Source organism: Salinibacterium hongtaonis (assembly GCF_003065485.1).
Taxonomy (GTDB): Bacteria; Actinomycetota; Actinomycetes; order Actinomycetales; family Microbacteriaceae; genus Homoserinimonas; species Homoserinimonas hongtaonis.
The window spans coordinates 347502-365325 of record NZ_CP026951.1 but is presented as its reverse complement, the minus strand read 5'-3'; the positions used below and the strand labels follow the sequence as shown (position 1 = coordinate 365325).

At 65.6% G+C, this 17824-nt stretch carries 22 protein-coding genes and 1 tRNA gene; 5 read left to right on the top strand and 18 right to left on the bottom strand.

Translation table 11 applies throughout. From position 1 onward, the window contains the following. Window position 1: 1 nt before the first annotated feature. The 5 genes from C2138_RS01865 to C2138_RS01845 form a co-directional block, all read right to left on the bottom strand. On the bottom strand, window positions 2–856 hold the full coding sequence (locus tag C2138_RS01865) for an ABC transporter ATP-binding protein (protein WP_108515089.1): 855 nt from the start codon (window positions 854–856) through the stop codon (window positions 2–4). Next, complete coding sequence (locus C2138_RS01860; RefSeq protein ID WP_108515087.1) at window positions 856–1371, bottom strand: flavin reductase family protein; 516 nt, start codon at window positions 1369–1371, stop codon at window positions 856–858. The genes C2138_RS01865 and C2138_RS01860 overlap by 1 nt, the downstream gene beginning before the upstream one ends. Then, a complete protein-coding gene (locus C2138_RS01855) occupies window positions 1368–1910 on the bottom strand; it encodes an NADPH-dependent FMN reductase (protein ID WP_108515086.1) in 543 nt (180 codons plus the stop codon). Before C2138_RS01855 ends, C2138_RS01860 begins: the two co-directional genes overlap by 4 nt. 98 nt (window positions 1911–2008) lie before the next feature. After that, entirely contained in the window at window positions 2009–2521 is a 513-nt protein-coding gene (locus C2138_RS01850) for a hypothetical protein (protein ID WP_108515085.1), read from the bottom strand. A gap of 83 nt (window positions 2522–2604) precedes the next feature. Beyond that, window positions 2605–3543 (bottom strand): Ppx/GppA phosphatase family protein, encoded by a 939-nt coding sequence (locus tag C2138_RS01845; RefSeq protein ID WP_108515083.1) that lies wholly within the window; start codon window positions 3541–3543, stop codon window positions 2605–2607. 92 nt (window positions 3544–3635) lie between these two features. Between C2138_RS01845 and C2138_RS01840 the strand changes: the two genes are divergently transcribed. Further along, window positions 3636–4196, top strand: a complete 561-nt coding sequence (locus C2138_RS01840) for a dihydrofolate reductase family protein (protein ID WP_108515081.1) — start codon at window positions 3636–3638, stop codon at window positions 4194–4196. A 40-nt stretch (window positions 4197–4236) separates the two neighbouring features. Here C2138_RS01840 and C2138_RS01835 read toward each other — a convergent pair whose 3' ends face one another. Genes C2138_RS01835 through C2138_RS01820 form a run of 4 tightly spaced genes read right to left on the bottom strand, consistent with a single transcriptional unit; the run spans window position 4237 to window position 6318 of the window. Further along, entirely contained in the window at window positions 4237–4704 is a 468-nt protein-coding gene (locus C2138_RS01835; protein ID WP_108515079.1) for a DoxX family protein, read from the bottom strand. Then, window positions 4697–5119 (bottom strand): organic hydroperoxide resistance protein, encoded by a 423-nt coding sequence (locus C2138_RS01830; protein WP_108515077.1) that lies wholly within the window; start codon window positions 5117–5119, stop codon window positions 4697–4699. The genes C2138_RS01835 and C2138_RS01830 overlap by 8 nt, the downstream gene beginning before the upstream one ends. Next, window positions 5116–5568 carry a MarR family winged helix-turn-helix transcriptional regulator gene (locus C2138_RS01825; protein WP_241961144.1) on the bottom strand — a complete coding sequence of 151 codons (453 nt, stop codon included), beginning with the start codon at window positions 5566–5568 and terminating at the stop codon, window positions 5116–5118. Before C2138_RS01825 ends, C2138_RS01830 begins: the two co-directional genes overlap by 4 nt. Before the next feature lie 51 nt (window positions 5569–5619). Next, entirely contained in the window at window positions 5620–6318 is a 699-nt protein-coding gene (locus C2138_RS01820; protein WP_108515075.1) for a helix-turn-helix transcriptional regulator, read from the bottom strand. A gap of 90 nt (window positions 6319–6408) precedes the next feature. Here C2138_RS01820 and C2138_RS01815 point away from each other — a divergent pair, with 90 nt between their 5' ends. Next, on the top strand, window positions 6409–7149 hold the full coding sequence (locus tag C2138_RS01815) for an alpha/beta fold hydrolase (protein ID WP_108515073.1): 741 nt from the start codon (window positions 6409–6411) through the stop codon (window positions 7147–7149). Here the strand turns inward: C2138_RS01815 and C2138_RS01810 are convergent. The 3 genes from C2138_RS01810 to C2138_RS01800 form a co-directional block, all read right to left on the bottom strand. Continuing rightward, the gene (locus tag C2138_RS01810; RefSeq protein WP_241961143.1) at window positions 7143–7622 is read right to left on the bottom strand and encodes an iron chaperone; all 480 of its coding nucleotides are present in this window, start codon (window positions 7620–7622) and stop codon (window positions 7143–7145) included. The two genes, C2138_RS01815 and C2138_RS01810, sit on opposite strands and share 7 nt — an antisense overlap. A gap of 186 nt (window positions 7623–7808) precedes the next feature. Beyond that, window positions 7809–8543: an NYN domain-containing protein gene (locus C2138_RS01805; protein ID WP_108515071.1), complete on the bottom strand. Its 735-nt coding sequence runs from the start codon at window positions 8541–8543 to the stop codon at window positions 7809–7811. 48 nt (window positions 8544–8591) lie between these two features. Next, a complete protein-coding gene (locus tag C2138_RS01800; protein ID WP_199286559.1) occupies window positions 8592–9194 on the bottom strand; it encodes a GNAT family N-acetyltransferase in 603 nt (200 codons plus the stop codon). A gap of 167 nt (window positions 9195–9361) precedes the next feature. On the opposite strand from C2138_RS01800, the gene C2138_RS01795 reads away from it, so the two are divergent. After that, window positions 9362–12463 carry a S8 family peptidase gene (locus C2138_RS01795; RefSeq protein ID WP_241961142.1) on the top strand — a complete coding sequence of 1034 codons (3102 nt, stop codon included), beginning with the start codon at window positions 9362–9364 and terminating at the stop codon, window positions 12461–12463. A 79-nt stretch (window positions 12464–12542) separates the two neighbouring features. On the opposite strand, the gene C2138_RS01790 is transcribed toward C2138_RS01795, so the two are convergent. Together C2138_RS01790 and C2138_RS13760 are read right to left on the bottom strand one after the other, a co-directional pair. Next, a complete protein-coding gene (locus C2138_RS01790) occupies window positions 12543–12941 on the bottom strand; it encodes a DUF8738 domain-containing protein (protein WP_108515067.1) in 399 nt (132 codons plus the stop codon). A gap of 301 nt (window positions 12942–13242) precedes the next feature. Next, on the bottom strand, window positions 13243–13677 hold the full coding sequence (locus tag C2138_RS13760) for a hypothetical protein (RefSeq protein ID WP_206749481.1): 435 nt from the start codon (window positions 13675–13677) through the stop codon (window positions 13243–13245). Window positions 13678–13824: 147 nt separating this feature from the next. On the opposite strand from C2138_RS13760, the gene C2138_RS13755 reads away from it, so the two are divergent. Then, on the top strand, window positions 13825–14007 hold the full coding sequence (locus tag C2138_RS13755; protein WP_206749480.1) for a hypothetical protein: 183 nt from the start codon (window positions 13825–13827) through the stop codon (window positions 14005–14007). 74 nt (window positions 14008–14081) lie between these two features. Continuing rightward, on the top strand, window positions 14082–14228 hold the full coding sequence (locus C2138_RS01770) for a hypothetical protein (RefSeq protein WP_199286558.1): 147 nt from the start codon (window positions 14082–14084) through the stop codon (window positions 14226–14228). A gap of 56 nt (window positions 14229–14284) precedes the next feature. On the opposite strand, the gene C2138_RS01765 is transcribed toward C2138_RS01770, so the two are convergent. The 4 genes from C2138_RS01765 to C2138_RS01750 form a co-directional block, all read right to left on the bottom strand. Then, window positions 14285–14359: transfer RNA gene (locus tag C2138_RS01765), tRNA-Arg, on the bottom strand. A 72-nt stretch (window positions 14360–14431) separates the two neighbouring features. Next, window positions 14432–16033: a DHA2 family efflux MFS transporter permease subunit gene (locus C2138_RS01760; RefSeq protein WP_108515059.1), complete on the bottom strand. Its 1602-nt coding sequence runs from the start codon at window positions 16031–16033 to the stop codon at window positions 14432–14434. Window positions 16034–16149: 116 nt separating this feature from the next. Beyond that, window positions 16150–16650, bottom strand: a complete 501-nt coding sequence (locus tag C2138_RS01755) for an HNH endonuclease (protein ID WP_108515058.1) — start codon at window positions 16648–16650, stop codon at window positions 16150–16152. A 372-nt stretch (window positions 16651–17022) separates the two neighbouring features. After that, a complete protein-coding gene (locus C2138_RS01750) occupies window positions 17023–17724 on the bottom strand; it encodes an iron-dependent transcriptional repressor DtxR (RefSeq protein WP_108515056.1) in 702 nt (233 codons plus the stop codon). Window positions 17725–17824: the final 100 nt, after the last annotated feature.

The window sequence follows — 17824 nt, the reverse complement described above, 5'->3', positions numbered from 1 at the left end:
CCTAGGCGGCGTTCTGGGTTTCGGGCGAGCGCCACGCGTTCTGCAGGCTTTCGCGGATGAGGTCTTCGTACTGGTGAAAGGCGGCCGTTTTGATCATTGAGGCGCTGCGGGGGCGGGCGAGCTCGATGTCGATGACGTCGACGATGCGGCCCGGATTGGGTGCCATCACGATCACGGTGTCCGAGAGCCGAACCGCCTCGCTCACAGAGTGCGTTACGAAAACGACCGTGGACTTCATCTCGTCCCACAGATCAAGCAGCTGCTCCTGCAGGCTTTCGCGGGTGAATTCGTCGAGCGCCGAGAACGGCTCGTCGAGCAGCATCACGTCGGGGCGAAGCCCAAACGCTCGCACGATGGCGGTGCGCTGCTGCATTCCACCGGAGAGCTCTGCCGGCAGCTTGTGCATCGCCTCGCCGAGCCCGGCCAGCCTCAGCAGCTCCTTCATATCGGGGATCTCTGACATGCCGCTCGCGGTCTCGATCGCTTGGGCCGCCGCTGGCCGCTTCTTGTCGGCGCCCTTGTTGATCTTGTGCGGCAGAGACACGTTCTGCAGCACGTTGAGCCAGGGCAAAAGCGCGGGCGCCTGCGGAACCAGGCCCACCATTTTGGCCGAGCATGCCACTTCCGGTGTCACCCCATAGACGCTGACGGCACCGTCGTCTGGCTGCTCAAGACCGGCGATGAGTCGCAGCAGCGTCGATTTTCCGCAGCCGCTCGGGCCGATCACACTCACAAATCGGCCCGGGGCGATATCGAGGTCGACACCGTTGAGAGCGACCATTTCGGTCTCGCCCGATCCGTAGATGCGGCGGGCGTTCGTGAGGCTGATTGCGGCGGACGGCGGCGACTGAGTCATCAGATCAACTTTCTGAAGGCGCGGTTCTGGTAGACGAGCGGTTCACGATCGTGGTGCTCCACGTGGTCGACGGCGATCAGCAGCATTAGGTGATCGCCTGCGGTGAGGCGGCTCTCGACCGTGCCGAGAATTGCGGCCATCGACCCTTCGACCACGGGGACTGCGGGATGCGCTGGGTCGAGGTCGACAGAGGCGAACTTGTCGTCGTGCTTGCGAGCGAAGTGCATGGCCAGATCGCCCTGGCCCTCGGCGAGCACGTTCACGACAACCTGGTCGGCCTCCTGGAACGCCGGATAGCACTCCGCCGTATCGGCGAGAAACACCGCCACGAGCGGCGGCTCCGACGACACCGAGGTGAAGCTGTTAGCCGTGAACCCGTAGTCGCGACCCTCGTGCCGGGTAGTGATGAGGGTTACCGAGGTCGCCATCGTCCCGAGCGCGGGCCTCAGCGCGGCGACATCGCGCGGGTCGGATCCTGCGGGAACTCCGGGCTGCGCTGAAACCGTCGTGGTCATGCTGACACCTCCGATGTCGTCGTCACGCGTGTTGCAGAAAGGGCCCGAATGAGCGGGGTGCGGGCCTCGGCCCAGGCGACGATGGTCTCGGCGAGCGCCGCGGCATCCGTGACCTCCGCCTCGGTGAAGGCCAGGCAGCCCAGGCTTGTGGATGCGCCGATTTCGTCGAGCAGGGGGCGAAGGTGGATCTCGGCAACGAGCGTCGTATGCCGAGGCGTGCCCGCGATGACGACGGGGATCGCGGTAACCCCGGCGAGCGAATCGGGGCCGTATCCGTCAATGAACGCTTTGAGCAGGCCCGTGTATGAGCCCTTGTACGAGGGGGTTGCGACCACGACCACTGTGGCGCGAGCAACCGCCTCACGCAGGGCGGTCAGTTCGAGGTCTGCCGGTGTGAACAGCACGGGCGCGACATCGGCAAGCTCAACCGTGGTAACCGGCAGGTCCACGATTGCGGCGACCGCGTCGGCCACCTGCTGTGCAACGGCGGCGGTGCGAGAACCCCTTCTGGGGTTGCCCGAGAGTACGACGATAGACATGGAGCCTCCACGGCAGGTTCGGTGACTAATTCACGAGGAGAGCGTGCGAGGCGAATCGGGTTCTGATGTGCCTCGCGGAGGTCCATCTGGGAGTGACTCTACGGACGCGCTGTTTCCGCAACCGACGGCGTTGCGTTTCGCTCAGGTAAATTCGGCGGCTGTTCTGTTTCGTCGAATAGCGCAGCCAGGGTGCCATCGGCGGCACAGACGAGAACCTCGATCCCCAGGGCGGAGGCGGCGGCCGTCGACCATCCCCCACGGGAGAAGGCTTGGGATGCTGTGGGGCTCACGCACAGCACGGCGCGGGCACCCACAAGAACGCAGCTGCGAAGCCAGACCAGCTTGAACATGTCGGAGTGCACCTTGTTGCGATGCGGCGATTTGAAGACGCCGGTATTGGCGACGAGCTGCACGATGATGCTGCCGCTCGCATCGGCTCCTTCAACCTCGGTGCGGGTGCCGTCCGCCAGCTCGATCGTTCGCGGCCGGATATCGAGGGAGAATCTGCCGCTGAGGGCATGGAGCATCGCGCCCTCTGCCGTGCTGACCTCGGCGACGCGATGCGGGGCTAGATCGATGAGTTTGGCGGGTAGGCCATCGCGCTGGTCCATGATCGTGATGGTAGGAGGCTCGGGTTTCGAGGGTGTTACCCCTATATGTACGGAGACAGCACGCGTTCCGAGCGGGCGCAGCGTTAGGCCGGGCGGCGGCCCAGCTGCAGCGCGATGCCGTCGAGAATGTCGTGCTCGCTCGTGGTGACCGTGGTGAGCGCGCCCGCCTGCGCGACTCGCTCAAGCACCGCAGCCCAGATCACCGCGCCCGCTGCGATCACGTCCACCCGGCCCGGGTGCATAAAGGGCAATGCCGCCCGCTCCTCCCTGGGCATCGCCGCCAGTTCGCCGCAGGCCGCCAGCACGGCATCGAGCGGCAACCGGGAGCCATTGATCACGTCCGGTTCATAGGCCGTGAGCCGCAGGGCGTGGGCGGTGATGGTCGTGACGGTTCCGGCCACGCCGATCACGTCGGTCGCTGCCGGCAGGTCGATCTGGCCCTCTGCCGCATCCAGGGCCGCCTCTACGTCGCCGCGAATCCCCGCGACTTCGTTCTCGCTCGGCGGGTCGGTGCGCACCCATCGCTCCGTCAGGCGAACGCATCCGACATCCATCGAGTACGCGGCGGTCGGGGCCGTGTCGCCGAGAACGAGCTCTGTCGAGCCTCCGCCCAAATCGACCACGAGGCGCTGCTCCCCCGGCGACGCGGGCAGCACGCTCGCCGCGCCGAGAAACGACAGCTGCGCTTCTTCTGTGCCGGAGATCACCTCGGGCTCGATGCCCAGGATGCCGCGCACACTGCCGATGAATTCCTGACGGTTGGCGGCATCCCTCGTCGCCGATGTTGCAACGAAGCGCATGCGTTCAACCCCGTGTTCGCGACAGGTTTGGGCATAGTGGCGGGTCACCTCGAGGGTGCGAGCGAGCGCTGCATCATCGAAGCGCCCAGTGCGGTCGACGCCCTCGCCGAGGCGCACGACCTGGAGCGTTCGCACAACGTCGGCGAGCGCCCCCTTCTCGACGTCGGCGATCAGCAACCGCAGCGAGTTGGTTCCGCAATCGAAGGCGGCGACACGGGTCATGGTGTGCTCCCAGGGTGGTCGGGCGGGGCGAACATCAAGCGTAGCCGGGCCCCCCGTTTCGCCCACGGGCAAGGCTGCCTATGCTGTGAGCCATGGTCTCCCTGATCTGCTTCGGAATAACCTCTCTCGATGGTTACGTCAACGATGAGTCCGGTTCATTTGACTGGAGCAGGCCCGATGAGCAGGTGCACCGCTACGTCAACAATGTGGTGCGCTCGGTGGGCACTTTTCTCTACGGTCGGCGCATGTATGAGGTCATGAAAGCCTGGGACGGCGAAGAGATCCTAGACGGGGCGCCCGACTACATCCGCGAGTTCGCCGAGCTGTGGCGAGCCACCGACAAGGTCGTGTACTCGGCGACCCTGCCGACTCCGACGGCAGAGAACACGCGTCTCGAATACCCGCTCGATATCGACGAGATTCGCAGAATGAAGTCGGATGCCGCATCCGACATTTCTATCGCCGGCCCCACGATCGCAGCGGAGGTCGCCCGTGCCGGGCTCGTCGACGAATGGGTGCAGCTGGTTTCGCCCGTGATCGTGGGCGGCGGCACGCCGTTCTATCCCGCGCACGCCCATCTGCAGCTCGACCTCGTCGACGAGCGCAGGTTTCGAAACGGGGTTGTGGCCCTGCGCTATCGAGCGCTGTCCTGAGCTAACTCCTGCGACACGAGCTTCGAATCGACGAGCTCCGCTAGCGCCGCGCGCCGAGCCGCGGGCGATCGCGCCATGCTGCCGTCGACCACAGGGCGGCTGCCACAAGAACGGGCTGAAAGAACAGGCGAATGAAACGCTTGGAGTCGGTGTCGAGTCCGAACCCATCCCGCGCGTGAACCCATTGGGCGATGTTGCCGGGAAAGATCGCGATAAAGAAAAGCGCGACGACGAGCCCGACGGGCACCCGACGCTTGGCGAGCAGGATGAGGGCGGCACCGAGGGTGATCTCGACGATGCCGGATGCGACAACGACCACGTCGGTATCAAGCGGAACGAACTCCGGCACCTGGGCCTGAAATTCCTCGCGGGCCACCGTGAGGTGCGTGGTCCCCGCGAACGCAAGCATGGCGCCCAGGGCGATTCGAACGCCCGATCGCAGCTTCGACGTGGGGGGCTTCGGCTCCACGAGCTGCTGTAACAGCCCTCGCTTGGCGACCCTAGTCATCAGATACCCGCACGGTGACCTCGATGTTGCCGCGGGTGGCGTTGGAGTAGGGGCACACCTGGTGGGCTGCGTCGACGAGCTCCTGTGCGAGCTCAGCGGGCAGTTCGGGGAGAACAACTTCAAGCTCAACGGCCAGCTGGAACCCGCCTTCGCCGTTCGAGCCCAGGTTTACTCGCCCACCAACGGTGGAGTTCTCGACCGTGATCTTCTTGCTTCGGGCAACGGCGTGAATGGCGGAGTGGAAGCATGCGGCGTAGCCCGCAGCAAAGAGCTGCTCAGGGTTCGTGCCAGCACCAGACCCGCCCAGCTCCTTCGGCGGCACGACGTCCATGTCGAGGATGCCGTCGGGGGTCGTCACATGGCCGTCCCGCCCCTTTCCCGTGGAGAGGGCTTCTGCGGTGTAGAGGATGTTCACGGCGTCGGTTGCCTTTCGTTGGAGTTGATCTCGCGCATTGCGAGCGTGAGCCGCTGAAGTGTTTCGATCAGTTCTTGGGCTGCGCCGACATCGGGCAGGCCGGTCGCCTGTGCGATGGCGAGCGGGATGTGGTCCAGTTCGTCGCGAAGTTCGATCGCCTTTTCGGTGGGCACGATCGTGACCACCCGGTTGTCGTCGCTGTCGCGTCGGCGTTCAAGAAGACCCTTTGATTGCATCCGCTTCAGCAGGGGCGAGAGGGTGCCCGAGTCGAGCTGGAGCAACGACCCCATCTCGTGCACTGGCTGCGGCCCCTCCGCCCAGAGTACGACGAGAACGAGGTACTGGGTGTAGGTGAGCCCCCACGGTTCGAGCAGCTCGGTATAGGCGCGCGTCGTTGCCCGCGTTGCGGAGTAGAGCGAGAAACAGACCATGTGGTCAACGATCGGCATACGCAAAGCATTGCACGCAATCTAGTTGTGCACAATCAAAATCCGAACTTCTCAGTCGTCCCGACCGTGCACGGGCCTGGCGTTCGCGGGCGGCTCTCCCACCTCGTGGATGCCATGGCCGCTGCACGCCGCCCCCGTCACGGTGGCTCGCTCAATGCGCGACACGGTGAACCATCGCATTGCCGTGCGCAGTCGGCACCAGCCCACGAGGTACCACTGGCCATTCGTCGACGCGAACAGCACGGGTTCAACGTCGCGTGTCGTGGTCGCCCCCGTCGCCGAGGTGAAGCGAATGCGGATCACTCGCTGCTCGGCCATTCCCTCCTCCAGCGCCGACCGGATGGCGCGCGACGACGAGGGAGCGGTATTGACCCACACACGGCCGGCCAACTCGTCGGCCTGTGCGCGGGTTCTCGGGTCGAGAACATCCAGGATCTTCTGAACTCCGGCCGCCGCCAGATCGGCATAGGGTGCATCGGATGCAGCAGACACGGCCGCCATGAGCGCCACCGCCTGAGCCGACGACAGGCTGACAGGGGGCAGGGATGCGCCTACGGCCAACCCGTAGCCACCGCCAGGGCCGGGGCGCGACCATACGGGTGCGCCGCTGTTCTCGAGCGCCGCGAGGTCTCGCTTCACGGTGCGCACGGAGACGCCGAACTCTCTGGCCAGTCGTTCGGCGGAGCATCCCCGAGCTCCGTTCCGGCGCAGCATTTCGGAGAGCGCGTGGAGTCGCTCGACCCGCTTCATCGCTCAGCCCGCTTCACCGCTCAGCCCGCCGCAAATTCATGACATAAATAGTGACATACACCTGCCCGCAGCACCCACGAAGCTAGAGGTATGACACCTTCTGCACGCAGCTCAGCCATCATTCTCGTTCCCGGCCACTGGCTGGGCGCTTGGGCGTGGGATGAGGTCCGTGAGCACCTGAACACCGACACCACCCGCGCGATCGCACTGACCCTGCCCGGGCTCGACGGCAACGATCCTGATCGTGCGACGAAGACTCTCGAAGATCAGGCTGCGGCCATCCTCGACGCCCTCGGCCAGGCCGGGGCCTCCGAGGATAACCCCGCAACCCTCGTCGCGCACAGCGGCGCAAACGCTCCCGTCAGCCTGGTCATCGACCGGCATCCGGAGCTTGTTCACCGAGTGGTGTGGGTTGACTCCGGGCCCGTGGCGTCGGGCAGCATCTTCGCCCCCGATCTCCCGTCAGAGGTTGAGGAGCTTGCCCTGCCACCCTTCGAGGCGCTCGGGCAGCAGGCGAGCCTTGAGGGCCTGAGCCCCGAGGTGCTGGAGCGCTTTCGCGCCAAGGCGGTGCCCGAGCCGGGGCCAGTGCTTCGCCAAGCCGTCGAACTGACGAACGAGCGCCGCCGCAGGGTGCGCACCACGCTCGCGTGCTGTTCGATGTCGAGCGCGCAGGTGCTGGAGCTGGCCCGCGCTGGCCACCCCATGTTTACCGAGGTCGCCACCCTCGAGAATGTCGATGTCATCGATCTCCCCACGGGGCACTGGCCCATGTGGAGCCGTCCGCGCGACCTGGCGGAGATCATTAAGTCAGAGGCTTCTCGAAGCTACTGAGCTTGGGCAGGTGCGGCCGCTGCCTGCGAAACGAGGTCACTGATGCGCTTCTCGTTCGCGGCGGTCATCGCCGTGATGGCATAGGCGGTCGGCCACATGGTGCCGTCATCGAGCTGGGCATCTTCGTTAAAGCCGAGCGTCGTGTAGCGGGTCTTGAACTTTTCTGCGGGCTGCACGAAGCACACGATCTTGCCATTGAGCGCATAGGCGGGCATGCCGTACCAGAGCTTGGGGTCGAGTGAGGGTGCCGCGGCGACAATGAGGGCGTGCAGGCGTTCGGCGAGCGCACGGTCGGTGTCGGGCATCGCCGCAATGGCGTTGACGACATCCTGTGCGTCTCGCTCCTTCTTATCCGCCGCTTTGCTGCGCTTCTTCTCTTCTCGCAATTCGGCGGCGCGCTCCTTCATGGCGGCACGCTCGTCTGCCGTGAACCCGTCGGACGAGCCCGCGTCGGTCCTCTTTGCCTCGGTCACTGGTGCTCCAATCCTCGGTAGGGGTACCAGTATGCGCCGCGAGAATCAGGGAGCGTCAGACTCCGGTAGGGAATCGGCGATCTGTTGCAACGGGCGTCACCTTCGATGGATTACCGGCCGTGAACCTCGCGTTCGTCGACGGCATGTACATCGGCCTCTGGGTTGCCGGCGCCCTAGGCCGCCTGCTCAGGCCGCGATCTTGTTCTTGCTTTGCACTCGGAGCGCGCCGGCAGATCCGGCTTGGACCAAAAAGAGTTCCGTCGCTCGTATGAGTTCGGAAAGTTTGCTGTAACCCCAGTTGCGCGGGTCGAAGTCGGCCTGCTGCTTGCGCATGAGCTTGCCTACGTCGGAGAGGTTTGCCCAGCCGTCTTCCCCCGATGCGGTCGCAACGCAGGTGCGGAGCCCCGCCACCAGCTTGGTATCACCGCGCAGCTTGAGGGAGGGCACCCGGGCCAGCGTCGACACAGCGGTCTCCGCCGCTGGCGCCTCCAACACATCAAGGTAGGTGAACTGGTCACAGGCGTTTCGGAATGCCTCCGGCGTCTTGCGCTCTCCGAATCCGTACACCGTGACGCCTTCTTCTCGTATGCGCGAGGCAAGCCGAGTGAAGTCGCTGTCGGACGAAACGATGCAAAACCCCTGAAACCGTCGCGTGTAGAGCAGATCCATAGCGTCGATGATCAGTGCGCTGTCGGTCGCGTTTTTGCCGACCGTGTTCGCGAACTGCTGTATCGGCTGAATCACATGCTCGCTCGCGCTGGACTTCCAGCTACCGAGCTGCGGCATCGTCCAGTCGCCGTAGACCCGTTTTACGGATGCGGTGCCGAATCGCGCAACCTCTGTCAGGACCGCCCCGATTCTCGCCGGGGAGATGTTGTCTGCATCGACGAGGACAGCAAGGAGGTCATTGGGCTTCACCATGGGCCCAGCATGGCAGTCACCTGATTGCACCCGAAAGATGACTCGCCCTCAGAGCCCCAACTCCACGAGAACAGTCCCGGGCTCCCCCGGCCTGCCCACGACGCGAAACCCGGCCGCCACGAACAGCGAGAGGGGGCCGTGATAGAGCTCGGCCGCGCTCAGCCTGCCCCGGGAGGTGTCGACCGCATACCCCTCAACGGTGCGGGCCCCGCCAGCGCGGGCCGCGTCGACCGCTGCCGATAGCAGTTCACCGGCGATGCCGCGCCGCCGAAACCCCACCTTCACCACGAAGCATGTCACTGCCCACACGGAGGGATCGTCGCGGGGATGTTCCGTCGAGCGCAGATGGTTCGATGCGAGAAGCCGCGGGTAGGCAACCCGCGGCTCGACGGCGCACCAGCCGACCGCCTCGTCGCCGAGATACGCGACAAGTCCTGGGCCGTGGCGCGCCTCGGCGATCGCCTGTTCGCGGTCGTCGCAGAGCATCCGCCGCTTCTCGCCGTCGCTGGTGTTCCATTCACGGCCCCGCAGCTTGAAGTACTGGCAGAAGCAATGGGCGGGGTCACCGCGCACCCCAAAGACTCCGACCATGTCGGCCTCTGGCACGTCTGTCGCTGGCGCGATGCGCAGCGCTCCCGCGGTGTCGATCACGCGCACACGTTACCCCTGCCGCGCGGGTTCGTCACCCGCTCAAAACCCGACCTGAGAATCCACTGTTGAATCCGTGTGAATTGGCACATACTGCCCCTGAACAATCTCGTCTACCCACGGTCCCATTCCCCTCTTGGCGAAAGTAGGTCCCCTTGTATCGACGTGCATTGGCGGTCGCCGCAGTCGTGGCACTGTCCTTCCCCGCATCCGCAGCATTAGCTGCCCCGAGTGACGATCCATCGTCCAAATTCGAGAAGGCCGAATCCCGAGGTCAGGTGAGCGCCACGGTTAATCCGCTCAGCGCTGACAGCAATGGCAACGTCACCGTCGTGGTGGAGTTGGCGGGCGATCCGGTAGCCGTCGTGCAGGCAGAGAAGGGCCGCGACCTCACCAAGGCGGAGCGATCATCGATCGAGAAGACGCTTGAGGCGGCGCAGCAGCCCGTCGTGGATGAGGTTGCCGCGCAGGGCGGTGCCGTGGAGGCCACCATGCAGTCGGCTTACAACGGCGTGCAGGCCACGATCCCGGCGGCTGCGGTTGACGCGGTTGCGGCGATCCCCGGCGTGATCGCGCTGCATTCCGCGCGCACCTACACGGTCAACAATGCCGTCTCGGTGCCGTTCCTCGGGGTGCCGCAGGTGTGGCAGAGCACGGGGTACACGGGCGAAAACGTGAAGGTGGCCATCATCGACACGGGCATCGACTACACGCACGCCAACTTCGGCGGCCCCGGAACGGTGGAGGCCTATGAGGCGGCCAACGCCGCCGAGACGCAGCCCGCTGACCCGGCACTCTTTGGTCCGGATGCTCCGCGCATCAAGGGCGGTTGGGATTTTGTCGGCGACGATTACAACGCCGATGACGACACCAGCGTGCCCGCCCCCGACCCGAACCCGCTCGACTGCAACGGTCACGGCAGCCATGTCGCCGGCACCACGGGCGGCAACGGAGTCACGGCAGACGGCGCCACCTATAACGGGCCGTACGACGAGTCAACGGCATCGCAGGAGTGGAAGATCGGGCCAGGAGTCGCACCCCAGGTCGACCTCTACGCGCTTCGTGTGTTCGGCTGCGCTGGCTCAACCAATGTCACCGTCGCCGCAATCGACTGGGCCGTGGCCAACGACATGGACGTGATCAACATGTCCCTGGGCTCGAGCTTCGGCCGCGCCGATGACCCCGAGGCCGTTGCCTCGGCCAACGCCATTGGCGCCGGCGTTGTCGTGGTCGCCTCGGCGGGCAACGCGGGCCCGAGCCCCTACATCACGGGCTCCCCTGGTTCCGGCGAAGGCGTGATCTCGGTCGCCGCAGTCGACAGCACCGAGAGTTTTCCCGGAGCATCCGTCACCGTCAACGGTGTAGTGGTGCCCGCCATTAACGCCAACGGGGCAGACCTCTCGGGGATCCCCGCGCTCACGGTGGTTCGCCTGGTGGATAACCCTGCGACGGCCGAGAACGAGGCGCTCGGATGCTCGACCGCCGCCTACACAAGCAACGGAGTCGTTGCGGGCGGCAATCAGCTCGCGGTGATGGAGCGCGGCACCTGTGCCCGCGCAGCCAAGCCGATCTTCGCCCAGCAGGCCGGAGCCGCCGCGGCGCTCATGGTCAACAACACGAACGATTACCCGCCGTTCGAGGGCGAGATCACCTCGAACCCCGACACGGGCGAGGCGTTCACCGTGACCATCCCGTTCCTTGGCGTGCGTCTCTCTGACGGGGCGGCGTTCGTCACGGGAGCTCCCGCCACCATCGCGGCGGCCGAGCTGCAGAACCCCGGCTTCAGCGGCTACGCGTCGTTCTCCTCGAACGGTCCGCGCAGCGGCGATAGCGGGGTCGGTGTGGATGTTGCGGCTCCCGGAGTCTCGATCGTCTCGACGGGAGTCGGCACCGGCAACGGCCCGGCGACCATCTCGGGCACGTCGATGGCCGCGCCCCACGTTGCGGGCGTCGCCGCTCTCACCGTGCAGGCCCACCCGGGCTGGAAGGCGGGCGAAATCGCGGCCGCCGTCGTGTCATCCGCAGACCCGGAGAAGGTTGTGGGGCAGCAGATGACGCGCGGTGGTGTCGGCCTGGTCGACACGGCCCAGGCGGTTGCTACACAGGTCACGGCGACGGGCGATGCGTTCCGCACCGACAGCGGCTGGCTGCGCGAGTCGGCGCTGAGCTTTGGGTTCCAGGAGTCGTGGGTCGGGTTCGCCGGGCTCAAGACGATCACCCTCACGAACCATGGCAACACTGCGGTGAGCTACAAGGTGAGTTCTGCCCCCTCCGCGCAGTCGGAGAAGGCCAAGATCTCGCTCAGCCGCACCTCGGTCAAGGTTCCGGCCAAGGGCAAGGCCACCGTGATTGTGGCCCTCACCGCCTCGGCAAGCGCCGTGGGCTCCTCCTCCGTGGCAGGCGATCCGTTCGGGTTCTACGAGTTCTCCGGCGACGTTGTGCTCACCTCCGATTCGTCGACGCTGCGGGTGCCCTACCTGCTGGTCCCCCGGGCGGATGCTCGCGTCGCGTCGTCCACGAAGGCCCTGTTCACCGGCAAAGACAAGGTGGGCGACGCCACCAAGTCGGTCAAGCTCACGAACACGCTCGGGTCGCTTGCGGCCGGGGCCGACGTCTACACGTGGGGCCTCTCCGACGCCAAGGATGTTCCCAAGACGATCGGCGACACCGGATTCGACCTCGCGTCGGCCGGCGTGCAGTCGTTCGATGCGGGCGGCGGCGACCAGCTGCTCGTCTTCGCGGTGAACACCCACAAGCGGTGGTCCAACGCGGCGAGCAACGAGTTCGACGTGATCATCGACCGAAACGGTGACGGAAACCCCGAGGCGGTCGTCTTCTCGGCCGACTCCGGTCTGGTGCGGGCAGGCGACCCCAACGGCCGGTCGGAGGTCTTCGTCAGCACGGCGGCGGGCCTCTTCGCGGCCGGGTTCTACGCGCAGGCACCCACCGACAGCAGCACCATCCTGCTGCCGGTGTATGCCAGCGACCTGGGGCTCACCGCGGGTGCCGGTTCGTTCGGATACTCGGTAGCGAGCTACTCCATCACCAACACGGCGGGCTCCGACCAGATCGAGGGCTTCGCGGCCTACGACCCGTGGGCACCGGCCATCGAGAACGGCCAGTTCGTGCAGGTGCCCCGCAACGGCAGCGTCTCGGTGCCGGTCGCGGTCAACGGTGCGGCCCTCGCCGCCCAGAAGCCGCTCGGCCTCATGGCGGTGGTGATCGATAACAAGTCGGGCACGAGCGAGACGGTGCTGGTCAAGACCAAGTAGCGGCTCGCGCGCTGTCGAGGGCGGCATTCCCGGGAGGGGGTGCCGCCCTTGCCTTTCTGTGGGAACAGCGGATGCTGCGCTATGCCTCACACAAAACGGGCGAGCCCTCGCTGCCCAAGCGGTAGTCATACGTCTCCCCGCCCGCCGTGACGACCACGCGCATCCCCTCCACAAGCGCCTGCGTGTAGTTCATGCCGGGTTTCGGGCACCCGAGCGCCCCGTTGTTCCAGGTGACGGCCTCGGCCGACACGAGCTCCGGTTCGGAGCTCACTCCCCTTTGGGCGAGGTCGGCGACGATCGCATCCCACGCCTGCTGCGGCACATCGATCGGCGTGCCCGACGGGGCAATCGCGCCGGGGCTGCTCGTCTCGAACGGCGTCCTGCTCGGGCTCTCGTTAGGCATCTCACCTCCGGTCATGCACGCGGTGAGCGACAGCAGCAGCGCCGCGGCGGCGCAGACTGCGAGCGTTTGGCGCATGTCACCCCTTCGATCGTGGTCAGAGTATGGGTGTTGGCTGCGAGTGTGCTGACTTTTGCTAGTGGGCCTGTGCGCGCTGCGAGTCAGCGTCTGCGGAATAGCCACGTCAGCGTACAGAGCAAGCCGAGCCCTGCAAGTATGACCACTGCCAATTTCAGCATCGGCTGCACTCCCAAGTAGAAGGCTGGCAACTTGCATGCGACGGGCGATTCGCAGGGCTGGTTGGCCATGTCGCGAAACACCAGAATTGCGACAATCGGCATCCCGAAGCCGAACCACATCCTGATGAGATCGAGGACGGTCAGTCGCGGCGGTTTTCTGGTTGCTCCAACGCGCGACACCGGCACGCGGCGGGGAGTCCTCGAGGTTTTGACAGGAACTTCGGCGACCTGGCGCGCGCGGGCGACGGGCCCACCTGGCCCATCAGCCGCTCGAACCGTTGCATCACCCTCAGGGTGTCCGCAGCGCGGGCGTCGACGTGCCACGTCTCGGGCTCCTCCGCCGCGAGCTTGATCAGCTCCAACTCGGAATCGCTCAGTTGCGCCGGCTGGGTAACCAGCCATGCCACGAGGTTTCGCGCATCGACTACTTCGACGTCCCGATTGTCGGGAGCGCGCCCGTCCTTGATCGACTTCGTGTTCAGAAACGCGAGTACCGATGTGACAGGAACCGGAAACCCAACCCTCTCGCCAACTCGCCGAGCGACGTCAGCGCCATCCGCTTGAGCCTGCTGCACGTAGCGATTCGAGAAAGTGTTGATTTTGACGACGAAGTCACCGATCCAGACGGAGGTCGCGCAGGAAACACCATCATCGAGCCAGACTTCTACGTCCCAGCCCGCGAGTGGATTGTGGAAGCAAAAAGTTCAACGGCGCGTGGACATGTGAGAACAGCGATCGGCCAGGTTCTCGACTACGCCCACATCGGAGCAAAAGCTGGGCTCCAGTCAACCCCCGTGATCGTATTACCTGGTGAGCCAGAATCAGATCTTCTGGAGCTGATGACAAGCCTCAGCATCACCGTGGTCGCGAGGGATCATGGCGGGTTCCGCGTCCTCGCCAACTGATCCAGTGTCAATTCAACACCGCGTCAGTCCCGAACCAACTAGGTCCCTTCAGACACAACAAGAGGGGGAAGGCCGTGCAGCGGGTGCTCGTCCACGCCTCGGCAGCAGTGACCCTCGACACCCACGGCGACCTGTTCGACGATGACCTCGAAATCGTCGCCGCGAGGACGCGACACGCGAAGCGAGTGCGGGCAAAGTGTGGGCAAAACACCGTTGCGTAGCGACAGAGTAGGGCGTCAGATCCGCGGAATTACGGGGATCTGAGTACCTGGATGAATGGTGCCCCTGGAGGGACTCGAACCCCCAACCTGCTCCTTAGGACGGAGTTGCTCTTCCATTGAGCTACAGAGGCTGGCGTTCGAGTCTACCGAAACTCGCGGCGCACTGAAGCAGCAACGCCCGACCGGGCGAACGACGAAAGCAGTTACCCCTCGACCACGGGCGAAGCCGAGGGCGAACCGGCGCCCGGGCTAGAAGGCGACGCGGCTGGCGACCCGGCAGCCGCAGCATCCGGAGCTCCCGCAGCAGCGCCCGCAGAAGCAGAAGCAGAAGCGGCAGCAGCCTCGGCCCGAGGCCCCCACTGCGGCGGCTTCGGCTTCGCAAAGAACGCCACGATAACCGCCCCGACCACGGCAACCGCCGCCGGCAGCAACAGCGACTGCGCCATCGCAGCGCTGAACCCCTCGTGCAACGCAGCAGGCAGCCCGCCGCCCTGGGCGAAGTCGCTTGTGGAGGCTCCTGCCCCTAGCTCCGCCGCGAGGCGCGCCTGGATGAGGGCCGCGATCGAGGCGCTGCCGAGCACCGAGCCGATCTGGCGGGTGGTGTTGTAGACGCCGGAGCCGGCACCCGCCTGGTGGGGCGGCAGGTTGCGGGTTGCGGTCGAGGAGACCGGCGACCACATGCCAGCGTTGGCGATGCCGAGCAGGGCGCTGGGCAGCAGCAGCCAGTAGATATCGATATCGGGCGAAAGCAGCGCCGAGTACCAGAACAGCGAAATGGCCAGCAGCAGCAGGCCGGTCACCGCAATGTAGCGGGGGTTGATCTTGTCGACGAGCTTGCCGGCGAGGGGCGCGAGCGCCGCCGCGATCACCGCCATGGGCACGAGCATGAGGGCCGACTGGGTGGGGGTGAGGCCACGCACGATCTGAAAGAAGAACACGAGCGGCAGCGACATGCTGGTCACGGCAAAGCCGATCGCGGTGATTGCGCCGTTGGCGAGGGAGAAGTTGCGGTCGCGAAAGAGTGCCAGCGGCAGCAGCGGCTCGCCCCTCTTATTAAAGGCCTGCCAGAGCACGAACAGCACCAACACCACAACCCCCGAGACGATCATGCCCGGCACCGTGATTGGCCCCACGATCGTGCCCCAGTTGTGGCTCTCGCCCTCCTGAATACCAAAGACGAGCAGGAACATCCCGACCGCACTCAGCACAACGCCGAGGATGTCGAAACGATGCGGATGCGTCGACAGCGAGGGCACGAACTTGAACGCCATGATGAACGCGACCACGCCGACGGGCACGTTGATAAAGAAGATCCACTCCCAGCCGAGGCTGTCCACGAGCACCCCGCCGAGCACGGGGCCCACCAGGGTGGCGATGCCGGCGACGGCACCCCAGATGCCCATGGCGGCGCCGCGGCGGTCGGGCGGGAACACTCGGGTGATCACGGCCATCGTCTGCGGCGTCATGAGCGCAGCGCCGAGCCCCTGCACGACGCGGGCCAGGATGAGCGCCTCGATGCTGCCCGCAAGCCCGCACCAGGCGGAGGCGAGGGTGAAGACCACAAGGCCGGTCAGGTAGAGGTTTTTGGGCCCGAAACGGTCGCCGAGGCGACCCGTGATGAGAAGCGGAACCGCGTAGGCGAGCAGGTAGGCGCTCGTCACCCAGATGACCTCGTTGATGCCAGCGCCGAGCCCCGCCATGATCGAGGGGTTCGCCACCGAGACAATCGTGGTGTCGACCAGGATCATGAAGAACCCGATTACGAGCGCCCAGAGCGCGGCCCACGGCCGAGCGACATTTTCCATCGGGTGTTACCTAGCTTTCCGTTCACACACAACGCGAACGGACTATTCTCCCGCGAATAAATGCTCGCGCGCGCCACATGCGCCCGGCTACCAGCCCAGCCTTGGCAAACTGCCAGCTATGCTGCGGCGGCGGCCAGGTATTCCTCCCACTGCGGCACGGGGCTCTCGACACCCTGCACCATCCACGAGGTTCCGTGCGGGGCCTGCGGTCGCACGCGCAGCCTCCATCCCATCTCCCTCGGGGTCCTATCGCCCTTCACGTTGTTGCAGCGCAGGCAGCACGCCACCAGGTTCTCCCACGAATCCTTGCCACCCCTCGACCGGGGCAGAACGTGGTCGATCGTTGTGGCATGCGAGCCGCAGTATCCGCAATTGTGGCCATCGCGCCGCAGCACCCCGCGGCGGCTCACCGGCACGGAGCGCCCGTTGGGAATGCGCACATAGCGCGTGAGCAGAATGACGGAGGGGCGCTCGAACGATTCCGTCTGGGCATAGACCGGATGTTCGGCGTCGTGGGCCACGACCGTTGCCTTCTGATTCAGCACGAGCACGATGGCCCGCTTGAAGCTGACGATGGCGAGGGGCTCATAGCCCGCGTTCAACACGAGGGTGCGCATGGGTATCCAATCGTTCTCGCCCTGCACGGCTTGCAGGGGCGCGACGCTTCGCACAGCTCTGACTCGTTGTTCCGCATCCGCGGGTTAACGAAAAAAGGCACCGCCATCAAGGCGGTGCCGCGGGGTGAACAGGCGCAGGTGTCTGCGTCGCACCGGTCGCTCGGGCGTATGAGGGTGCCGCCGCCGGGGCCGTGCCCGGCGAGCCGCTCAGGGCACAGCGCGTCCGTGGTTCGGATGCTCCTGCCCTCACTCATAACGTTTCTCCCGATGGTTCATCAGAATTGCACGAATTCCAGGGTAACCCCGTCGGGTCTGTGCAGCATCTGGGCGCGCCACAAAGCCATCGCCCTGCCACCGAGTGTTAACCGGGAGTTAGAGCGCCTTGATGCCCACGTAAACGTGCTGCGCGACCTCGTTGGGCAGCTCAAGGCCGCCCTCTTCGCCGTCGACCTCGACCAGAACATACGATCCGGATGCCGTGAACTTGGCCTTGGCGCCCGGCACGACGCCGGCCGTGCGCAGCTGCTCAAGCAGCTCCACCTCATACTGCACAGGCTCGCCGAGGCGGCGAACGGTGCCCGCAACCGGGCCGACCGCGCCCAGCGTGTAGTTGACGATGTTGACGACACCCGAGGCAAAACTCGTCGTCGGCACTTCGCCGAGGGCCTCAAGCCCGGGGATGGGGTTGCCATAGGGAGAGTGGGTGGGGTGGCCGAGAAGCTCCATGATGCGCAGTTCAACCTGCTCGCTCATCACGTGCTCCCAGCGACAGGCCTCCTCGTGCACGAGCGACCATTCGAGCCCGATCACGTCGGAGAGCAGACGCTCCGCGAGGCGGTGCTTGCGCATAACGCTGACGGCCTTTTCGCGGCCGGAATCGGTGAGCTTGAGGTGACGGTCGTTCTCGACAACGACGAGGCCATCGCGCTCCATGCGGCCGACGGTCTGCGAGACCGTGGGGCCCGAGTGACCCAGACGCTCACTGATGCGCGCCCGCAGCGGAATGATGTTCTCCTCTTCGAGTTCATAGATGGTGCGCAGGTACATCTCAGTGGTGTCAATGAGATCAGTCAATGTCGCCCTCCCGGTGCACAAGCGTGTCAGGCTAGCCTAACCTGCGGCGCGGCGTCCAGCCCGCTAGCCACATGAGTGCTGTCGTCATACGGCGTAGGCG

Excerpts from the sequence above, each read along its gene's own strand:
- C2138_RS01865 (WP_108515089.1), bottom strand. The coding sequence starts at position 856 with ATGACTCAGTCGCCGCCGTCCGCCGCAATCAGCCTCACGAACGCCCGC.
- C2138_RS01860 (WP_108515087.1), bottom strand. The coding sequence starts at position 1,371 with ATGACCACGACGGTTTCAGCGCAGCCCGGAGTTCCCGCAGGATCCGAC.
- C2138_RS01855 (WP_108515086.1), bottom strand. The coding sequence starts at position 1,910 with ATGTCTATCGTCGTACTCTCGGGCAACCCCAGAAGGGGTTCTCGCACC.
- C2138_RS01850 (WP_108515085.1), bottom strand. The coding sequence starts at position 2,521 with ATGGACCAGCGCGATGGCCTACCCGCCAAACTCATCGATCTAGCCCCG.
- C2138_RS01845 (WP_108515083.1), bottom strand. The coding sequence starts at position 3,543 with ATGACCCGTGTCGCCGCCTTCGATTGCGGAACCAACTCGCTGCGGTTG.
- C2138_RS01840 (WP_108515081.1), top strand. The coding sequence starts at position 3,636 with ATGGTCTCCCTGATCTGCTTCGGAATAACCTCTCTCGATGGTTACGTC.
- C2138_RS01835 (WP_108515079.1), bottom strand. The coding sequence starts at position 4,704 with ATGACTAGGGTCGCCAAGCGAGGGCTGTTACAGCAGCTCGTGGAGCCG.
- C2138_RS01825 (WP_241961144.1), bottom strand. The coding sequence starts at position 5,568 with ATGCCGATCGTTGACCACATGGTCTGTTTCTCGCTCTACTCCGCAACG.
- C2138_RS01820 (WP_108515075.1), bottom strand. The coding sequence starts at position 6,318 with ATGAAGCGGGTCGAGCGACTCCACGCGCTCTCCGAAATGCTGCGCCGG.
- C2138_RS01815 (WP_108515073.1), top strand. The coding sequence starts at position 6,409 with ATGACACCTTCTGCACGCAGCTCAGCCATCATTCTCGTTCCCGGCCAC.
- C2138_RS01805 (WP_108515071.1), bottom strand. The coding sequence starts at position 8,543 with ATGGTGAAGCCCAATGACCTCCTTGCTGTCCTCGTCGATGCAGACAAC.
- C2138_RS01790 (WP_108515067.1), bottom strand. The coding sequence starts at position 12,941 with ATGCGCCAAACGCTCGCAGTCTGCGCCGCCGCGGCGCTGCTGCTGTCG.
- C2138_RS01760 (WP_108515059.1), bottom strand. The coding sequence starts at position 16,033 with ATGGAAAATGTCGCTCGGCCGTGGGCCGCGCTCTGGGCGCTCGTAATC.
- C2138_RS01755 (WP_108515058.1), bottom strand. The coding sequence starts at position 16,650 with ATGCGCACCCTCGTGTTGAACGCGGGCTATGAGCCCCTCGCCATCGTC.